Origin of the sequence: Leucobacter triazinivorans (assembly GCF_004208635.1) — a bacterium.
Classification (GTDB): Bacteria; Actinomycetota; Actinomycetes; order Actinomycetales; family Microbacteriaceae; genus Leucobacter; species Leucobacter triazinivorans.
Genome location: NZ_CP035806.1, coordinates 2241509 through 2258415, shown reverse-complemented (window position 1 = coordinate 2258415; position 16907 = coordinate 2241509). Strand labels below are relative to the sequence as shown.

The 16907-nt window shown below is 70.1% G+C and carries 15 protein-coding genes and 1 tRNA gene; 3 read left to right on the top strand and 13 right to left on the bottom strand.

The genetic code is table 11. From position 1 onward, the window contains the following. Nucleotides 1-26 precede the first annotated feature (26 nt). Complete coding sequence (gene gad, locus EVS81_RS10230) at nucleotides 27-1427, top strand: glutamate decarboxylase (protein WP_205879316.1); 1401 nt, start codon at nucleotides 27-29, stop codon at nucleotides 1425-1427. A 65-nt stretch (nucleotides 1428-1492) separates the two neighbouring features. Beyond that, the gene (locus tag EVS81_RS10225; RefSeq protein WP_205879315.1) at nucleotides 1493-2215 is read left to right on the top strand and encodes a hypothetical protein; all 723 of its coding nucleotides are present in this window, start codon (nucleotides 1493-1495) and stop codon (nucleotides 2213-2215) included. Here the strand turns inward: EVS81_RS10225 and EVS81_RS10220 are convergent. Next, nucleotides 2181-2265 (bottom strand) — tRNA-Ser (locus EVS81_RS10220). The two genes, EVS81_RS10225 and EVS81_RS10220, sit on opposite strands and share 35 nt — an antisense overlap. A 246-nt stretch (nucleotides 2266-2511) precedes the next feature. Here EVS81_RS10220 and EVS81_RS10215 point away from each other — a divergent pair. Beyond that, nucleotides 2512-3114, top strand: coding sequence for a CHAP domain-containing protein (locus EVS81_RS10215; RefSeq protein ID WP_240739807.1), 603 nt, complete (start codon nucleotides 2512-2514; stop codon nucleotides 3112-3114). An 83-nt stretch (nucleotides 3115-3197) separates the two neighbouring features. On the opposite strand, the gene EVS81_RS10210 is transcribed toward EVS81_RS10215, so the two are convergent. From EVS81_RS10210 to EVS81_RS10155, 12 genes are all read right to left on the bottom strand, one after another. Continuing rightward, nucleotides 3198-4265 (bottom strand): IS110 family RNA-guided transposase, encoded by a 1068-nt coding sequence (locus EVS81_RS10210; RefSeq protein ID WP_130109161.1) that lies wholly within the window; start codon nucleotides 4263-4265, stop codon nucleotides 3198-3200. Nucleotides 4266-4787: 522 nt separating this feature from the next. Beyond that, complete coding sequence (resB, locus tag EVS81_RS10205; protein ID WP_130110299.1) at nucleotides 4788-6452, bottom strand: cytochrome c biogenesis protein ResB; 1665 nt, start codon at nucleotides 6450-6452, stop codon at nucleotides 4788-4790. Beyond that, on the bottom strand, nucleotides 6436-7251 hold the full coding sequence (locus EVS81_RS10200; RefSeq protein WP_130110298.1) for a cytochrome c biogenesis CcdA family protein: 816 nt from the start codon (nucleotides 7249-7251) through the stop codon (nucleotides 6436-6438). Before EVS81_RS10200 ends, resB begins: the two co-directional genes overlap by 17 nt. Nucleotides 7252-7253: 2 nt before the next feature. After that, the gene (locus EVS81_RS10195) at nucleotides 7254-7919 is read right to left on the bottom strand and encodes a TlpA family protein disulfide reductase (RefSeq protein WP_130110297.1); all 666 of its coding nucleotides are present in this window, start codon (nucleotides 7917-7919) and stop codon (nucleotides 7254-7256) included. Beyond that, nucleotides 7916-8560 carry a histidine phosphatase family protein gene (locus EVS81_RS10190; protein WP_130110296.1) on the bottom strand — a complete coding sequence of 215 codons (645 nt, stop codon included), beginning with the start codon at nucleotides 8558-8560 and terminating at the stop codon, nucleotides 7916-7918. Before EVS81_RS10190 ends, EVS81_RS10195 begins: the two co-directional genes overlap by 4 nt. A gap of 9 nt (nucleotides 8561-8569) precedes the next feature. Further along, nucleotides 8570-9652 (bottom strand): sugar phosphate isomerase/epimerase family protein, encoded by a 1083-nt coding sequence (locus EVS81_RS10185; protein ID WP_205879314.1) that lies wholly within the window; start codon nucleotides 9650-9652, stop codon nucleotides 8570-8572. Then, the gene (locus EVS81_RS10180) at nucleotides 9649-10515 is read right to left on the bottom strand and encodes a sugar phosphate isomerase/epimerase family protein (protein WP_130110295.1); all 867 of its coding nucleotides are present in this window, start codon (nucleotides 10513-10515) and stop codon (nucleotides 9649-9651) included. Before EVS81_RS10180 ends, EVS81_RS10185 begins: the two co-directional genes overlap by 4 nt. 304 nt (nucleotides 10516-10819) lie before the next feature. Further along, nucleotides 10820-12031, bottom strand: coding sequence for a substrate-binding domain-containing protein (locus EVS81_RS10175; protein WP_130110294.1), 1212 nt, complete (start codon nucleotides 12029-12031; stop codon nucleotides 10820-10822). Continuing rightward, the gene (locus EVS81_RS10170; protein WP_130110293.1) at nucleotides 12028-13158 is read right to left on the bottom strand and encodes an ABC transporter permease; all 1131 of its coding nucleotides are present in this window, start codon (nucleotides 13156-13158) and stop codon (nucleotides 12028-12030) included. Before EVS81_RS10170 ends, EVS81_RS10175 begins: the two co-directional genes overlap by 4 nt. Next, on the bottom strand, nucleotides 13155-14192 hold the full coding sequence (locus EVS81_RS10165) for an ABC transporter permease (RefSeq protein ID WP_130111395.1): 1038 nt from the start codon (nucleotides 14190-14192) through the stop codon (nucleotides 13155-13157). The genes EVS81_RS10170 and EVS81_RS10165 overlap by 4 nt, the downstream gene beginning before the upstream one ends. Continuing rightward, nucleotides 14192-15757, bottom strand: coding sequence for a sugar ABC transporter ATP-binding protein (locus EVS81_RS10160; protein WP_240739806.1), 1566 nt, complete (start codon nucleotides 15755-15757; stop codon nucleotides 14192-14194). The genes EVS81_RS10165 and EVS81_RS10160 overlap by 1 nt, the downstream gene beginning before the upstream one ends. Next, a complete protein-coding gene (locus tag EVS81_RS10155) occupies nucleotides 15754-16848 on the bottom strand; it encodes a Gfo/Idh/MocA family protein (RefSeq protein WP_165384242.1) in 1095 nt (364 codons plus the stop codon). The genes EVS81_RS10160 and EVS81_RS10155 overlap by 4 nt, the downstream gene beginning before the upstream one ends. Between the last annotated feature and the right edge of the window lie 59 nt (nucleotides 16849-16907).

The window sequence follows — 16907 nt, the reverse complement described above, 5'->3', positions numbered from 1 at the left end:
CCTCTCCGGAGAGAAACGAGGATCACATGTCCGAGATGTACCGAGACGCCGCAGCGCGATCCGACGCGGCCGTGCTCACGATCAATCCGGTATTCGCCCGTCCCGGCGAAGCCACCGCACTGCCCCGGTTCGAGCTCCCCGAGGCCATGATGGCGAGCGACACGGCCTATCAGATCGTGCACGACGAGGCGATGCTCGACGGCAACTCGAGGCTGAACCTCGCGACGTTCGTGTCGACGTGGATGGACGACAACGCGCAGCGCCTCTACGCCGAGGCCGCCGACAAGAACATGATCGACAAGGACGAGTACCCGGCGACGGCCGCGATCGAGGATCGCTGCTGGCGCATGCTCGCCGACCTCTGGCACGTGCGGGATCCGGACAACACGATCGGCACCTCGACCATCGGATCCTCCGAGGCGTGCATGCTCGGCGGCCTCGCCCTCAAGCGTCTCTGGCAGGAGCGGCGCCGAGCGGCCGGACAGTCGACCGAGACGCCCAACCTGGTGCTGTCGGCCGGGGTGCAGGTCGTGTGGGAGAAGTTCTGCAACTACTGGGACGTCGAGGCGCGCTACGTCCCCGTCACCGAGGACCACCTGGTGCTCGACGGGCACGAGCTCGAGCAGTACGTCGACGAGCACACCATCGGCGTCGTCGCGATCCTCGGACAGACCTACACCGGCCTGTACGAGCCGGTGCAGCAGATCGCGGCGAAGCTCGACGAGATCCAGGAGGCCACGGGCGTCGACGTCAAGATCCACGTCGACGGCGCCTCGGGCGCCATGGTGGCCCCCTTCTGCCAGCCCGACCTCACCTGGGACTTCGCCGTCGACCGCGTCAACTCCATCAGCACTTCGGGGCACAAGTACGGGCTCGTCTACCCGGGCGTGGGCTGGGTGGTCTGGCGCGACCGCGCGGCCTGCCCGGAGAGCCTCATCTTCCACGTCAGCTACCTCGGCGGCGACATGCCGACCCTCGCCCTCAACTTCTCGCGACCCGGCGCGCAGGTGCTGCTGCAGTACTACCAGTTCCTGCGGCTGGGGCGCGAGGGCTACCGCGCCGTGCAGCAGGCGTCGATCGACGTCGCGACCTACCTCTCTTCGGCGATCGCCGAGCTGCCCCCGTTCGAGCTCGTCAGCACCGGCGACACCATCCCCGTGTTCGCGTGGAAGCTCGTGCCCGGCGAGCGGAACTGGGATCTCTACGACCTGGCGGATCGACTCCGCATGCGGGGCTGGCTCGTACCGGCCTACCCGATGCCGGACGCTCTGAGCGATCTCGTCGTGCAGCGCATCGTCGTGCGGATGGGACTGAGCCGCGATCTCGCAGAGCTGCTGCTGACCGCGATCCGCGAAGAGGTCGACTTCCTCGAGCGGCTCTCCGCCCCGATCCCGCGGGATGCGCCGCGCACCAATTTCACGCACTGAGGCCCGGGGGCCGGCGCGCTCGGCGCTCCGGCCCGGCGGCTCGCATGCAGGGAGGGGCCATTCCCGTGCCATCGCACACCGGCGACGATCGAGCGGCGCACCGCTCGTCGTCCGTCGCCCTGATCGTGCAGAGCACGGCGTTCATGATCGGCGCCGCACTGTTCGCGGTGGGGGCCGCCGCAAGCATCTGGGATCCGGGAAGCGCGCGTCTCACCAATGCGCTCTGCTTCATCGGCGCCTGGTTCTTCACCGCGGCAGGGCTCATGCAGCTCGCCGCGAGCGGGCCTGTGCGCGCACGGAGCGCCGTGGGCGCCCGGCCGAGGGTGCGGGCCGAGTGGGCGGCGGCGGCGACGCAGAGCCTCGGCACCATCCTGTTCAATGTCAGCACGAGTGCCGCGCTGACCGCCGCGACCGTGAGCGCCGACGATCGTCTCGTGTGGAGGCCCGACGCCGGCGGCTCCGCGGCATTCCTCATCAGCGCGGCCCTGACCTCCGTCGCGTATGCGCGGGAACGCGGGACGGCGTGGGAGCCGAGCCGTCCGGCGTGGTGGGCCGCGCTCCTCAACGCGATCGGCTGCGTCGCGTTCGCCGGCTCGGCCGTCGGCGCCTACGTGCTCGCCGACGGCGCCCCCGAGAACGCGGCCCTCGCGAACTGGGGCACGTTCATCGGCGCGATCGCGTTCTTCGCCGCCGCGGCGCTCGCACTGCCGCAGCATGCGAAGAGCCCCGCCGCGAATGCGACGGGGCTCGGAGCGGAGGATGGGGGATTTGAACCCCCGAGGGCGTGAACCCAACACGCGTTCCAGGCGTGCGCCATAGGCCGCTAGGCGAATCCTCCTCACTGGCCGCGAAGCCGGCGCGCACCAGTCTAGCGGGTTCTCACCGCGGAACCGAACCCGGCCCGCCCGAGCGCCGCCTGAACGCAGCCTCCGAGCTTGCCGCATGAACGCGCGATTTCGCCTCTGGACTTGAAAGTAACAGAACGGTAACGCATACTGGTTGAGGCGCACGGGCCACGGCCCGGCGTTTTTTGTTGGACAACCCCGGAGTTTTTCGCGTGAGAGTATCTGCCAAGGCGTTCGCAGTGAGCCTGGTCGCATCGGTCACCTTCGCCTTCGGCGCAGCCCCGGCCGTCGCAGATGCCCCGATCGAGGACTTCTCGGTGGCCTCGGTGCAGCCGGTCACGACGGCGTCGCAGACCCTCGACACCGGCGACGCGCTGGCCGGAGCCCCCATCGATTCGGTGCTCAGCATCGACGACGTCGCCCACGTGGCCCACGGCTACGATGTCGACGCGGCGATCGCGCTGGCCGAGAGCGAGGTCGGCACGAGCCGCCCCACGGGCTGGAGCCAGCCGGGCGAATGCATCATGTCGGCGCAGCGCTGGATCCGCGCGGGCGGCGGCAACTGGGGCGGCGGCGGCGACCCCGTCTCCAACTACGACGGCGCCACGCGGGTGACGCTCGCCGCGGCCGAGCCCGGCGACGTCATCCAATACGAGTACGTCGCGTCGCCCACCTCGTGGGTCACCGGCGTGCACACCGTGCTCATCACCGAGGTGCACGACGACGGCACCTTCACCATCATCGAGTCGAACAACCCGGGCGGCTCCGGTCTCGTCGGCAAGAACGAGAGCTGGACGCCAGCGCCCCCGGCGGGCTTCCAGGCCGCCGTCTGGCGTTTCTGAGGCGGTTGCGGCGCGGGCCGCGTCGGGTTCGAGTGCGCGCGACGCCGCACTCGGCGGTGTGGATCCTGATTCTTCTATGTTTGTCAATTCGGGGTCGGGGGTGTTGTTGCTGCGTTGAGGATCTTGTAGACGCGGCGTGCGAGGTAGCGTTTCAGGCAGCGGCGAATCTCTTTCGGGGTGCGTCCTTGCGCGGTCCGTTTCGCAATATATGCTTTGGTTTCTTCGTCGCAACGCGCTCTGGTGACCGCGGCGAGATGTAGTGCCCGGTTCACTCTCCGATCCCCGCCGCGGTTCAATCGGTGCCGGACGGTGTTCCCCGACGACGCGGGAACCGGGGACACCCCCGCCAGTGCCGCGAACGATGCTTCCGAACGAACCCGCCCCTGATGCGACCAGGCCGTGTAGATCACGGCCGCCCCGATGGGACCGATTCCTGTGATCTCGAGCAACTCGCTCGCTGGTGTGGCCTGGAGCAGGGTATGGATCTGGTCTTGGTTTGAACGGATCTCCAACGCGAGCTCGCTCAATCGTTTCGCAAGCCGAACAGCTTCTGCACGCGCGATCTGCAGCGCGATCTCTTCCGAGCGACATCGCCACTTCGCGATCTGTGCGACCTGGGTACGTGTGAGTGGGCGGCGGGCATCGATGCCGAGATCATGCACTCGCAGCAATGCCGTGAGCGCATTCATCTTCTGCGTGTGCTCGTGCGTGAGATCATCTCTCGCGGTCAATAGCACACGCAATGCCAGACGATACCCGTGCCCGGCCCGAGGACGACGCAACTCTATCTCCTGCAGCGGGAGTGCGGCAGCCGCGATCTGGCGGGCATCGAACGGATCCGATTTCCCTTTCCCGGCCCGCACCCGCCCAGGCGTCACCGGCGCTTCCACGACTTCGTATCCGGTGCTCGCGACGAGCATCACCAATCGTGCGCCATAGGAAGCGGTGCCTTCGATCACCCAGAGCGTGTCGAGATCACCACCAGTGCGGCGCGCACCCCACGAGATTGCTCGTTGCATCCCCGCGGTCGTCGTCGGGAACTGGGCGATGTCCAGGAGTTCCCCGAGCGGGGACAGGACCGCGTAGGTGTGCGTACGGGCGTGGGTATCGACCCCAATCACATACGGATGCTGATGCGCGACAATAGTCATGGCGGTGGTGTCTTTCTTCCAAAGGATCGGTACCGACCGTCACGCGGCCGGTGCTGACCTGGGGAAAATTCACGCCAAGACAACACTGTGACGAGCCACACCCCTTCTCACCCGGGGCGGGCGTTCTTCTGATCAAGTCATTGGAGTGGGCAGGGCAGCACCGACCGCGCCTCCGCCCACAGGGTGGACAAATCAGGATCCAGACACCCACCCGATCACAACAACGGGCCGGGGTCAGCGACTGAGAGAGCCACACCCTCAGGGAAGTAACGGCCGATATCTACCCTGCCAGCCAGTCCCAGACCAGCCACCCCAAGACTCACAGCGACTGCACTCGCTGCGCTCGCTCCGCGCAGGATGACCGGGTCGGACGGATCGCTCGCTCCGCGCAGGATGACCGGGTCGGACGGATCGCCCGCCCCGCGCAGGATGACCGGGTCGGACGGATCGCCCGCCCCGCGCAGGATGACCGGGCAGGACGGATCGCCCGCCCCGCGCAGGAGCACGATCCGCCGCCCGAGCCTAGAGCTGCTCGCGGTGGCGGTCGCGCAGCTCTTCGACGGCGCGCTCCAGCGCCGGATCGTCGCCCCGCGCCAGCGCCGCGTACTGCAGCACCAGGCCGTCCTCCGACGGCAGCGCCTTCACCCACATGCGGCGGCGCGGCACGAACAGCGACCACATGAGGCCGCCGAGCGCCAGCACCGCGAACACCAGGATCCAGACCTGAGCCGGATTCTGCATCACGTCGAACGAGGCGTAGCGCGGCACCGATTCGAACTCGATCGTGCCGAAGCCGTTGGGCAGCTCCGCCTGCTCGCCGGGACGCAGCTCGATGGAGTCGACGTCGACCGCGCGCCCCGTCAGCTGCTCCATGCCGCTCGTGTCGAGCGCGTACACCGACTGCGGAATGCCCTGGTCGATGCCGAGGTCGCCCTCGAACACGTCGAGGGTGAGCACCGGGTTCTCCAGGTCGGGGTAGTTGGACGTGTACGCCCCAGTATCGAGATCGACCTTGGTGGGATAGAAGAAGCCCCGCAGGCCGATCTGCACCGGCTCGCCGGACGCGTCGACGATCCCGTCGGGCACCTTCACCACGCCGAGCGAGGTCATGTTCAGATTGTCCTGCGGGATGAACGGCATCGCCTCGCTGTAGACGACGGTTCCCTCGGCGTTGCGGATCGTGATCCTCGGCGCGTAGCCGTTGGCGATGAGGTAGACCGGCGATCCGTGCACGCGCAGCGGATGGTTCACCCGGATGATGTGCCCCGACTCCTCGCCCTCGGGCGAGATGAGCGTCATGTTGGCCGTGTAGTCCTTGACCAGCCCGATGGCCTGCACGTTGCCGTCGTCCGGGGTGTTGTACGTGACGTCGAGCGAGTCGAGGCGCAGGCTGAAGGGCTCGAGGCTGGAGCTGTCGAAGGAGCGGCCGGAGGTGGCCGTGTCGTAGTCGATGAGCTGATTGACCATCGTCTCGCCCTCGATCAGCACCTTCTGGCCGTTGAACGTGAAGACTCCGCCGAGGCCCACGCTCACGAGCACCCCGAGGAGGGAGACGTGGAACAGCAGATTGCCGGTCTCGCGCAGATATCCGCGCTCCGCCGACACCGATACCTCCTCGACCCCCCGCCGGGTGGCGCGCTGCACCTCGACGCGGTAGCGCATCCGCCGTAGGACGGCTGCGGCCTCGTCGATCGCGCGCGCGGCGAACGCCTCGCGCTCGGCCGGCGTCGCATCCGGATTCGACAGGCGCAGCTCGGAGAACCCGGCCATGCGCTGCAGCCGCACGGGCGTCTTGGGCGGCCGGCCCCGCCAGGCCTTCCAGTGGTGCGCGATCCGGGGCAGCACGCAGCCGATGAGCGAGATGAACAGCAGCAGGTAGATCGCCGAGAACCACACCGATCCGTAGACGTCGAACGCCTGGATGGGGAACGCGTCGAGGATCGGGAACAGCTCCGGGTGATCCTGCTCGTACTGCACCACGCCGTTGGGGTCGGCGCCGCGCTGCGGCACGAGCGAGCCGGGGATCGCCGCGACGGCGAGCAGCAGCAGCAGGATGAGGGCCACTCGCATGCTGGTGAGCTGCCGCCAGAACCACCGCAGCCAGCCCCGCAGCCCGAGCTCGGGCGATTCCGCGCGCAGCGCTCCGCCGGCGCCCGTTCCGTCGTCGTAATCAGAGGGGCGTGACATATCCGCCGATCACCGCCTGCAGTGCGTACATCATCTGGCTCCAGAGTCCGGTCACCATGAGGAGACCGATGAGGATCAGCAGCGCGCCGCCGATCAGGTTCACGGTGCGAATGTGCCGTTTGAAGAAGGTCATGGTCTGCGTCATCCACCCGAAGCCGAAGGCCGCGAGCACGAACGGCAGGCCGAGCCCGAGGCAGTAGGCGAGCGCGAGCACGACGGAGCGGCCCACCGATCCCTGCTGCACGCTCAGCGTCATGATGGCGGCGAGGGTCGGGCCGAGGCACGGAGTCCACCCGATCGCGAAGACCACCCCGAGCAGGGGGGCGCCGATGAGCCCGGTGCGCGGCTTCACGCGCAGCTTCGTGGTGCGCTGCATGATCCCGATCCCGCCGATGAACACGAGCCCCATGAGGATCACCACCGCACCCATGACCCGGGTGATGAGCTGCTCCCACTCCAGCAGCCAGACGCCGACGGTGCCCGCCGCGGCGAGGAAGGCGACGAGCACGGCGGTGAACCCGGCGACGAACAGCAGCGAGCCGAGCACGAGGCGCCCGCGCGCCGGCGGCCCGCCGACGGCGGCGCTCGCCGGCTCCGCCTCTCGGTCCGCACCGCCGCCCGCGGCGCCGCGCGCCCTCGCGGCGCTCCGCGGGGCGTCCGCGGTCGCGCTCACGTATGCGAGGTAGCCGGGCACGAGCGGCAGCACGCACGGCGACAGGAAGGAGATCACTCCGGCCGCGAGCGCGATCGCCGAGGCGACGAGCAACTGCCCGTCGGCGACGAGGTGCTGCACGTCCACCGCTACTGCTCGGTCGTCTCGTCCGCGGGCGCGGGATCGGACGCGGGATCCGAGGACCCGTCGCCCGCCTCGGCAAGGGTCTCGCCGATCAGCGTGCGCAGCTGCGATGCGCCGGCGAGCTGACCGAGCACCCGGTGGGCCACGCGCCCCTCGGCGTCGAGCACGAGCGTGGTCGGCACCGCGTTGAGCGGCACCTGCCCGGCGAACGCGCGCTGCACCGCGCGTCCCCCGGCGTTGTCCATGATCGACGGGTACTCGATGTCGAAGCGCTCGGAGAACTGGCGCGCCTGCGCGACCTGATCGCGCGTGTTGACTCCCACGAACTTGACGCCCTGCGGGGAGAACTCGTCGAATGCCTCCACGAGGTCCGGCGCCTCGGCTCGGCACGGGGCGCAGCCGGCGTACCAGAAGTTGACCACGGTGACGCTGCCGAGGGTGTCATCCGAACCGTAGTCGTCTCCGCTCTCGGTCTCTCCCGAGAACTCGACGGGCAGCGTGCGCTGCTCCGGAGCGATGCTCAGGGAGGATCCGTCGCCGGACACGTATCCTTTGCCGCTCGCTTCGTTCCACTCGGCCGCGAGATCGCCGTCGCCGGAGCTGCAGCCGGCGAGCAGGAGCAGCGCGGCGAACGGCAGGGCCAGTGCGGCCCGAACACGACGGGCGCTCATACCGCCCCCACATCCACGGCGTCGTCGAGCAGACCGGCAGCGGGCGTGCGGTAGTCGACCTCGAACCAGCGCTCTCCGCGCTTCTCGAAGCTCGTGATGCTCGAGAGTTCGCAGCGCCGCGCGGCAGGGTTGTGGAACAGCGGCTTGCCCGCGACGTCGAGGTGAGCGATCCAGATGGGCGCCTGATGCGACACCATCACGATGTCGCCGTCGCGCGTCGCCTCCCAGGCCTCGTCCATCGCCTCGCGCACGCGCGACGCCACCCGGCGGTACGGCTCGCCCCAGCTGGGGCGGAACGGGTTCAGGAACCGGTACCAGTAGCGCGGCTGGCGGAATGCCGAGTCGGGGCCGACGTTGACCATGCCCTCGAACGCATTCTCCGGTTCCACGATGCGCTCGTCGACCGCGACCTCGAGGCCCAGCGCACTCGCGATGGGACGGGCCGACTGCCGCGTGCGCTCGAGCGGCGAGGCGATGAGGCGGGCGACGATGCGGTCGCTGCCGGCAAGCTCGAGCGCCGCCGCCTCGGCCATGCGGTGACCGAGCTCGGAGAGCCGGAACCCCGGCAGGCGGCCGTACAGCACACGGTCGGGGTTGTGCACCTCGCCGTGGCGCACCAGATGCAGCAGTTTGTCGCTCACACCACCATTCTACGTTCGGGGTGTCTGAGAGTTGCCGGGCGCCGGCTCCGCGGCGCTCGACCGGGGGGCGCCCGGCTCCTGCTGGGAGAAGGCCGCGTCGAACGACGCGTCGGGGCGCTTCCAGAGCAGCGAACGGATCCTCGTCACCGCCTCGGCCGCGCCGTGCAGCCGATCCATCCCGGCGTCCTCCCACTCGATCGATATCGGCCCCGCGTACCCGATGGAGCCGAGGGCCCGGAACGCGTCCTCCCAGTGGATGTCGCCGTGCCCGGTGGAGACGAAGTCCCACCCCCGCCGGGGGTCTCCCCACGGCAGATGCGATCCGAGGATCCCGGCGCGACCCGTCTGCGGGCGCAGGCGCGTGTCCTTGCAGTCGACGTGGCAGATGCGATCGGCGAAGTCGACGATGAATCCGACGGGATCGACGCCCTGCCAGACGATGTGGCTGGGATCCCAGTTGAGACCGAACGCGTGCCGGTGGTCGACGGCCTCGAGGGCGCGCACCGTCGTCCAGTAGTCGTAGGCGATCTCGGACGGGTGCACCTCGTGCGCGTACCGCACGCCCTCGGCGTCGAACACGTCGAGGATCGGGTTCCACCGCCGCGCGAAATCCTCGTATCCGTCGTCGATCACCTCGGCGGGCACCGGCGGGAACATCGCCACGTAAGGCCAGATCTTCGACCCGGTGAAGCCGGTGACGACCTCGGCGCCGAGCTTGCGGGCCACCCGCGCCGCGCGCTGCATGTCCTCGGCCGCGCGCTGACGCACGCCCTCGGGATCGCCGTCGCCCCAGATGTAGGGACGCACGATGGCGCGATGCCTGAAGTCGATGGGATCGTCGCAGACCGCCTGCCCGGCGAGATGGTTGGAGATGGCCCACACCCGCAGACCGTGGCGATCGAGGATCTCGAGGCGCGAGCGCAGATAGGCGTCGTCCGCGTCGGCCCGGGCCAGATCGAGGTGATCGCCCGACGCGGCGATCTCGAGGCCGTCATAGCCCCACTCGGCGGCGAGCCTCGCCACCTCCTCGAGGGGCAGGTCGGCCCACTGCCCGGTGAACAGGGTGACGGGGTGCGAGACGTCGTGCGTCATGATCTGCGGCTCCTTCGCTGCTGAGCATCGGTGAGAAAATCGAACGTGATGCGGGCGAGTGCGTCCTGGCTCTCGGCGAGCGGCCGCCAGATGGAGGCCGCCGTGGCGATCGTGTCGTTGTCGCCCGTGAAGCTCTCGAGCGTGAGCGGCCCGGTGTAGCCCACGGCGTCGAGCGCATCGAGGAAGCCCTCCCAGTCGGTGTGGTCGGGCCCCGCAGGTCCGCGGTCGTTGCCGCAGACCTGCACCACGGCCACGTGCGGCCCGGCCGCACGGATGGCGGCCGCGGGCGAGCGCTCCTCGATGTTCAGGTGGTAGGCGTCGAGCGCGATCCCGACCCCCGCGCCGAGCAGCGGCCCGAGGGCGTCGAGCGCCTGGTCGACCGTATTGATGAGACTCGTCTCGTAGCGGTTGAGCGGCTCGATCGCGAGCGTCACGCCCCGTTCCGCGGCGTACTCGGCGACCGGCCGCAGCGCGCGGCGCAGCGTTGCGACCGCCGCCGTGCGTTCGGCGGCGTCCATGCGCCAGACGCGTCCCGTGCGCGCGGTGAAAGGCCCGGCGACCGTCGGCGATCCGAGGGCCACGGCGACGTCGACGCAGTGGCGCAGGTAGTCCTGCGTGGCCGCGCGCAGCGCCTCGTCGAGCAGGTCCCGCCCCGCGCCCATAGCGCCGACGACGCGTGCGCCCATGCCGAGCTCGCCGAGCCGCTCGGCGGCGAGCGCCGGGGACCAGCCCCCCGGGGACTCCACGGGCAGCTCGAGCAGCTCGTAGCCGATGCCGCGCGCCCGATGCGCGATCTCGTGCAGAGACGCGTCGTCGAGCGGCGAGGCCCAGACCCAGGTGTTCACTCCGAGCTGTCGCTGCATATCGCTCCCCTTACAGAATCATTGCTCATTCGTCGTGTCCGCGCGAGATCGCACCCGGTCATCCTGCGCGAAGTCGCAGGATCCACCTCGCGCAGGGGATGGATCCTGCGACTCGTTCCTCGCGCAGGATGACGGGGAAATTCCTCGCGCAGGGGATGGATCCTGCGACTCGTTCCTCGCGCAGGATGACGGGGACGCTTCTCGCGCAGGATGACGGGGACATTCCTCGCACAGGATGATCGGGGACATTCCTCGCGCAGGATGACCCGAGGCCGCCCCTGAGCAGGACGGCCTCAGATCCGATCTACGGGATGACCCGATCCTGCCAGACCTGCGGGTAGCCCGGCAGATTCTCGCCGCCGAACTTCGCGTAGTGGCCGTCGGGCATGCCGTCGTTCAGCGCCAGGTACTCGTCGAGCTCCTCCGCAGTGATGGGGCTCTGCGGCAGCACCCATTCCTGCGGCACCTCCTCGCCGGCGAAGATCTTCTCCATCGCGAGCAGCGGCGTGCGCCACTGGAAGTTCGAGTAGACGGGAGCGAGACCCGTGAGCCCGGTCTCCTTCCACTTGCGCAAGAAGCTCAGCTCGTCCTCACCGGTCATCACCGGGTAGTCCACACCCGCGTCCTCGAACGCCTCGATCGCCGCCACGGCGCCGTCGCCCGCGTCCATCCAGATGCCCTGCACGTCGCCCTTCGCCAGCTCGTCCGAGATGATCTTCTTGATCTCCGCGGGATCCGCGCCGGTGAAGTAGTCGACCGCCTCGATGCCGGCCTCGCCGAACAGCTTGTCGGCAGCGGCCCAGCGCTGCTCGAGCACGTCGACGCCGGGCAGAATGCGCAGCGCCACCACCTTGTCGCCCTCATTCAGGTTGTCGATCAGGAACTCCGCCGTGTCGATGCCCCAGGCGAAGCCGCCGATCGGGTGGATGAACGTCACGGCGCAGTCGGTCTGCACGCCGCGGTCGAAGACCACGACCGGCTTCCCGGTCTCGCAGGCGCGCTCCACCGCCGGCGTCATCGCCGCGGTCGAGTTGGGGGAGATGATGAACCCGTCGCAGTCGCCCTCGGCGATGAAGTAGTCGATGTCCGCGATCTGCGTGTCATCGCTGTCCTTCGCATCGCGGGTCTCCATCGAGGAGAAGGCGCCCGAATCCTGCAGCACCTGCAACTGCTCGTTCATGGTGATCCAGCCCGTCTGACGCCACGGGTTCGAGATCGACGCGTTGGCGAAGCAGAGCTTCTTCGCGCCCTCGGAGGCGTACTCCGAGGTGTCGCGCATCTCGGCGTTGATGGTCTGCAGATAGGGCTCGTCGGCGGGGCCCTCGGGCACCACCGATCGCTCGTCGAACTGCTTGTCGAAGAGCGCCTGATCGAACCACTCGCCCGACCCCTCGGTCTCCTCGGTCGTCTCCTGCTCGGGCGGCGCCTCCACCGACGGGTCGGTCGTGCACCCCGCAAGCAGGATCAGCGATGCGGCGCCCACCAGCCCCGCGGTGATCCTCAACGATCGTTTCATGATCGATTCTCCTTCGTGTGTGTGGCCCGCGCGGCAACGCCGCCGGCGGGATCTGGTGGCGGGGCGCTCCCCGCCGGTTCTGGCCCGGTGGTCCCGGGTGGTCGTGCAGCGCCGTCGGCCCCGTCGGCGAGCGCGCGGCGCCTGATGGCTCCGAACACGACGCCCGAGTAGGCCACGGCCGCGATGATGATCGCCCCCTGGATGGCGTCGCGCATGGTGGAGGGCACCGCGGTGAAGTTCAGCAGGGTGAAGAGCGTCTCGAGCGCGAACGCCCCGGCGAGCGCTCCCCACACCGAGCCCCGGCCGCCGCCGAGCACGACCCCGCCGAGCACCACCGCCGTGATGGCCGTGAACTCGTAGCCCCGGCCGACCGAGGGGTGCACGCCGGCGTACCCGACGAGCAGCACCCCGGCGACCGTCGCGCACAGCGAGGAGATGACGAAGGCGGCGGTCTTCGTGCGCCACACCGATGCGCCGGCGAAGGCGCCGGCCGCGGGGTTGTCGCCGATCGCGATGAGGGTGCGCCCGAACGGTCGGCGGGACAGCCAGGCCGCCACTGCAACCACCGCAGCCAGCGTGACGACGGCCCAGGGGAGGACGCCGATCACGGGCAGCCCCGTGATCCCGCCGCGACCGATCTGGCGGAACGAATCCGCCGGATTGCCCGTCGCCGCGCCGCCCGTCCACCACATGACCCCGCCGTAGAGCACCAGCATCATGCCGAGGGTCACGATGAACGACGGCACCCGGAGCAGCGTCGTCACGAGGCCGTTCACGATGCCGACGACGGTGCCGAGCACGAGGAGCAGGAGGAGCACCGGCAGCGCCTTGTCGTCGTCCTGGCCGATGAGGGTGCCCGCGAGCACCACCTGCGTCGTCACGAGCGACCCCTGCGAGAGATCGAACTCGCCGCTCACGATCACGAAGTACTGCCCGATCGCGACGATCGCGATCGGGGCGACCCGCTGGATGTAGCGGACGAACTGCCCCGGCTCGGCGAAGGAGGGGTTGAGCACGGCGACGACCACGAGCAGCACGACCAGCAGGAGGTAGACGGCGCCGCGCGGGCTGATGAGCGCGCGGGCGACGCGGGCGAGCTCGCCGGATCCGCGCTGCGCCGGGCTCATCGCGCACCTCCTCGGCTCGCGGCCTCCACCGGCACGGCATCGGCTCCGGTGCGCGTGAAGCGCTCGCGGCGCACCACGAGGCGCCGCCGGGAGTAGACGGCCACGGCGATCACGATGACCGCCCCGCGCACCACGTCCTTCAGGAACGGGTTGACCTGCAGCACGCTCATGAGGTTGTCGAGCACGGCGAAGATCGCGACGCCGCCGATGGTGCCCCAGATCGAGCCGCGCCCGCCGGCCAGCAGCGTGCCGCCCAGCACGACGGCGGCGATCGAGAGCAGGTCGTATCCGCCCTGCACCCCGACCGTCGGGCTGCCGACGCCGAGCCGGCTCGCGAGCAGCAGACCGGCCGCGCCCGCGAACGCCGAGCAGAGCACGTGCGCCCAGATGAGCGGGCGCCGCGTGCGCACGCCCGACAGGCGGGCGACCTCGGCGTTGCCGCCGACCGCGAACAGGTGGTGCCCGAAGCGGCCGCGCGCGAGGAGGAACGCCACCGCCGCGGCCAGCGCGAGCATCACGACGGTCGACACCGGCACCGGCCCGATGCCGGTGGCCCCGAAGAGCTGGAACTCCCACGGCACGGATCCCGCGGTGCCCTTGTAGTTGGTGTCGAGGTATCCCTTGAGGATGAGTCCGACGCCCAGCGTGGTGATGAAGCCGTGCACCTTGAGGAAGGTGACGATGAGGCCGTTCGCGAGCCCGATGAGCGCGGCGACGCCGAGCGCGAGCAGCACGCCCGGCACGATCATGCCGGGGCGTCCGTCCATCGTCTGCGCCGCGATGAGGCTCGTGAGGCTCACCACGTAGGGCACCGAGAGATCCAGCGACCCGCCCAGGATCACGAGCGTCTGCCCGATGGCCACGAACCCGAGCACGCTCATGCCGGTGAGGATGTCGCGGATGCTGCCGGGGCTGAACAGATTGCGCCCGGCGATCGCGACGAGCACGGCGCTCAGCACGAGCACCGCGATCAGGGCGATGAAGACGATCGCGGTCGTGTCCAGTGCTCGCAGTCGTGCGCCCAGTGCGGCCATCACGCGCCTCCCCTCTCGTCGGCGGCGCCCGTCGCGAGCCCCAGCACGGTCTCCTCCGACGATCCCGCGGGCAGCTCGCCGGCGATGCGTCCGTCGCGCATCACGACGATCCGATCCGCCATGCCGATCACCTCGGGCAGCTCGCTCGAGACGAACAGGATCGCCACCCCCCGCTTCGCCAGCTCTCGGATCAGCCGGTACACCGCGATCTTGGCGCCCACGTCGATACCGCGGGTCGGCTCGTCGAGCAGCACCACCCGCGGCGCGGTCGCGAGCCACTTCGCGAGCACCACCTTCTGCTGGTTGCCGCCCGAGAGCGCCTGCACCTCCTGGCCCGGCCCCCGGCTCACGAGCTCGAGCGCCGTGAAGACGCCGGGGATCTCGGCGCGCTTCGAGCGAGTGCGGCGGGGGAAGACGCTGCGGATCGCGAGCAGCGCGTTGTCGAGGATCGACTGGTGCAGCGCGAGTCCCGTGCGCTTGCGGTCCTCGGTGACGAGCGCGATGCCGCGCCGCACCGCCTGACGCGGCTGCCGGATGGAGACCCGGGCCCCGTCGAGGCGCAGCTCCCCGCGGGTGAAGGGCGCCGCGCCGAAGATCGCCTCGACCAGTTCGGTGCGGCCCGATCCCTGCAGGCCGGAGACTCCGACCACCTCGCCGGCGCGCAGGTCGAGGTCGATGCCGTCGAGCTGCGCGTTCCCCCCGCCGCGCACGGTCACGAGGGATCCACCGAGCTCGGTGCCCGGCTCGGCGTCGGGGAAGAACGCGCTGATGGGGCGGCCGACCATCCGGCGCACGAGCGTCGGCTGATCCAGCTCGGCCGCGGGTCCGGACGACACGAGCGATCCGTCCTTCAGCACCGTGATGGTGTCGCACAGGTCGAAGATCTCCTGCAACCGGTGCGAGACGTACAGGATCGCGACGCCGCGCTCGCGCAGGCGCCGGATCACGCGGTAGAGGATCGACACCTCGTGATCGGCGAGCGCCGCGGTGGGCTCGTCCATCGAGATCACACGCGCGTCGACCGAGAGCGCCTTCACGATCTCGACGATCTGCTGCTCGGCGACGGTGAGTCCGCCCACCGTGGCGTCGGGCGAGATGCCCGCGATGCCGAGGCCGTCGAGCAGCTCCTGCGTCGAGCGCCGCATGGCCGCGACGTCGACGAGACCGAAGCGCGCGGGTTCGCGCCCCAGGAAGACGTTCTGCGCGACCGTGCGATCCGGAAGCAGGTTGAACTCCTGGAACACGGTCGCCACCCCGGCGCGCGCGGCGGCCACCGGGTGCCCGAAGTCCACGGTCTCGCCGTCGAGCCGCACCTCGCCCCCGTCGCGCCGATAGACGCCGGCGATGATCTTCATGAGCGTCGACTTGCCCGCGCCGTTCTCGCCCACGAGGCCGTGGACCGTTCCGGGCACGAGATCGAGCGAGACGCCGTGCAGCACCTCGACCCCGAAGAACTGCTTGCGCACGTCGACGGCGGAGAGCACGGGGGCGACCGCGGGCGCTGTCGCGTCGCGCACCGCGGAGGCCCCCGGAGGCCCGGCGGCGGGCGCGTCGATCCCGGTCATGCGTCGCTCACCTCCGCCCAGCCGCCGGTGCGAGCCGATTCGAGCACGGCGTCGGTGATCCCGGCCGCCCTCGCCCCGTCGGCGAAGGTCGGCACCCCCTCGCGGCGCTCGCCGGCGGCGACGGCGTAGGCGTCGGCGACGAAGGCGTTGAACGCGTCCTGGTATCCCTGCGGATGCCCAGCGGGGAGGGGCGAGAGGCGCGCCGCGTCGGCCGCGAGTGTTTCGGGGTCCCGGCGGAGCAGCACGGAGTGGCCGCGCCGGCCCACCCAGAGGCGCTCGGGATCCTCCTGCTCGAAGCGCAGGCTCTCCCGTGAGCCGGCGACCTCGAGCACGAGGCCGTTCTTCCGGCCGGGGGCGACCTGCGAGACGAGCAGCGCACCGATGCCGCCGCCCGCGAGCTCGAGCGTCAGCGCGACGGCGTCCTCGGTGTCGACGGGCTGCCCTGCGCGCTCGGGGTGCACGGTGCGCGTGGTCGCGACGAGGCGGGTGATGCGGTCGCCGCTCACGAACTCCACGAGATCCACGAGGTGGGAGCCGATGTCGGCGAATGCGCGCGACGGGCCGCCCGATCCGGCCCCCACGCGCCAGTTGTCGTCGTCGGGGTCGAGCAGCCAGTCCTGGAGGTAGAGCCCCGCGATCGTGAGCACCGCTCCCGCCTCGCCCGCGGCGATCCGAGCGCGGGCCTCCCGCACCATCGGGTGGTACCGGTAGACGAACGGGACCGCTCCGAAGCGCCCGGCCGCCTCGGCCTCCTCCGCCAGCCGCCGGGCCTCGGCCCCGCTCGTCGCGAGGGGCTTCTCGCAGATGACGTCGGAGCCGGCGCGCAGTGCGGCGCGCGCGTACTCGACGTGGCTCTGGTTGGGGGTGCACACGTGCACCACGGGCAGCCCCTGGGCGAGCAGCTCGTCCGCGGGCACGGCCCGCGCGTATCCGAGCACCGCCGCCGCGTCGGCGGCGCGCACCGGGGACGACGAGGCGATGGCCGCGAGCTCTGCTCCGGCGGCACGGGCCGCGGCCGTGTGGGTGCGCGCCATGAACCCGGCTCCGAGCATGCCGACCTGCATGGGGCGGCGAGACAACGTCGTCTGCATGTGTCTATTCTGTTCCCGGCCACCCTACTTTTGTCAATCTGTTTTCATAAGTGATCAAA

What these genes read in the sequence shown, in the direction of transcription:
- EVS81_RS10160 (WP_240739806.1), bottom strand. Translation starts at nt 15,757, where the DNA reads ATGACCGGGATCGACGCGCCCGCCGCCGGGCCTCCGGGGGCCTCCGCG.
- EVS81_RS10210 (WP_130109161.1), bottom strand. Translation starts at nt 4,265, where the DNA reads ATGACTATTGTCGCGCATCAGCATCCGTATGTGATTGGGGTCGATACC.
- EVS81_RS10180 (WP_130110295.1), bottom strand. Translation starts at nt 10,515, where the DNA reads ATGCAGCGACAGCTCGGAGTGAACACCTGGGTCTGGGCCTCGCCGCTC.
- EVS81_RS10170 (WP_130110293.1), bottom strand. Translation starts at nt 13,158, where the DNA reads ATGAGCCCGGCGCAGCGCGGATCCGGCGAGCTCGCCCGCGTCGCCCGC.
- EVS81_RS10195 (WP_130110297.1), bottom strand. Translation starts at nt 7,919, where the DNA reads ATGAGCGCCCGTCGTGTTCGGGCCGCACTGGCCCTGCCGTTCGCCGCG.
- EVS81_RS10175 (WP_130110294.1), bottom strand. Translation starts at nt 12,031, where the DNA reads ATGAAACGATCGTTGAGGATCACCGCGGGGCTGGTGGGCGCCGCATCG.
- EVS81_RS10165 (WP_130111395.1), bottom strand. Translation starts at nt 14,192, where the DNA reads ATGGCCGCACTGGGCGCACGACTGCGAGCACTGGACACGACCGCGATC.
- EVS81_RS10185 (WP_205879314.1), bottom strand. Translation starts at nt 9,652, where the DNA reads ATGACGCACGACGTCTCGCACCCCGTCACCCTGTTCACCGGGCAGTGG.
- gad (WP_205879316.1), top strand. Translation starts at nt 27, where the DNA reads ATGTCCGAGATGTACCGAGACGCCGCAGCGCGATCCGACGCGGCCGTG.
- resB (WP_130110299.1), bottom strand. Translation starts at nt 6,452, where the DNA reads ATGTCACGCCCCTCTGATTACGACGACGGAACGGGCGCCGGCGGAGCG.
- EVS81_RS10155 (WP_165384242.1), bottom strand. Translation starts at nt 16,848, where the DNA reads ATGCAGACGACGTTGTCTCGCCGCCCCATGCAGGTCGGCATGCTCGGA.